A 255-nucleotide genomic window follows, 5' to 3' on the forward strand; every position below is an offset into this window, starting at 1 on the left:
ACAAGGCGATCAGCACCGAAGACCTGATGAAGGGCCTCAAGCAATCGGGCCTGGCCGAAGGCGAAATCTTCCAGCGTGCCACCCTTGAAGGCGTGCGTAACGAGCTGCAGCGCCAGTACGTGGCCCAAGGCCGCTACTCGGCCGAGGTTGACGCCGAAGTGGTACCGCAGCCGCGCAACCGTGTGGCGCTGAAAATCAAGATCAACGAAGGCACCGTCGCTGCCATCCAGCACATCAACATCGTTGGCAACAACG

At 60.8% G+C, this 255-nt stretch carries 1 protein-coding gene; it reads left to right on the forward strand.

Going from position 1 to position 255, the window contains the following annotated elements; translation table 11 throughout:
• Positions 1 to 255, forward strand: a 255-nt coding sequence (locus JOY50_RS29420) for a POTRA domain-containing protein (RefSeq protein ID WP_310738341.1), incomplete at both ends; no start/stop codon positions are given.

It is taken from the genome of Pseudomonas sp. BP01, assembly GCF_022760795.1.
In the GTDB taxonomy this organism is placed as follows: domain Bacteria; phylum Pseudomonadota; class Gammaproteobacteria; order Pseudomonadales; family Pseudomonadaceae; genus Aquipseudomonas; species Aquipseudomonas putida_Q.